Raw genomic sequence first — 251 nt, forward strand, 5'->3', positions numbered from 1 at the left:
TGTTTCTAACACGTTTAAGTTTCTCATGCCTCTTTTCCCTTATTTGGGGCCTCAAAAGTAATTTCTGTGGTGTATCCACTTTGCTTCTCATAGCGATGGGTCACGGTTGCAGCATGCCATGGACCATTGATTTCACCGCGGAATCCTTGAAGCAAAAGCGGTTGGCCCGCCATGATTTCAGGGCGCCCCTCAAGGCTTAAAGAACCACTGCCCATGGCTCGACAAAGCCTGTCTGATTCGGAGGCAGCTGC

At 50.2% G+C, this 251-nt stretch carries 1 pseudogene; it reads right to left on the reverse strand.

Annotated features, from left to right (window positions below):
- Nucleotides 1-23 precede the first annotated feature (23 nt).
- Nucleotides 24-251, reverse strand: a pseudogene (locus ACFINS_RS11095) (late control protein); the annotation flags it as partial.

Origin of the sequence: Bartonella sp. AA2SXKL (assembly GCF_042197205.1) — a bacterium.
In the GTDB taxonomy this organism is placed as follows: Bacteria; Pseudomonadota; Alphaproteobacteria; order Rhizobiales; family Rhizobiaceae; genus Bartonella.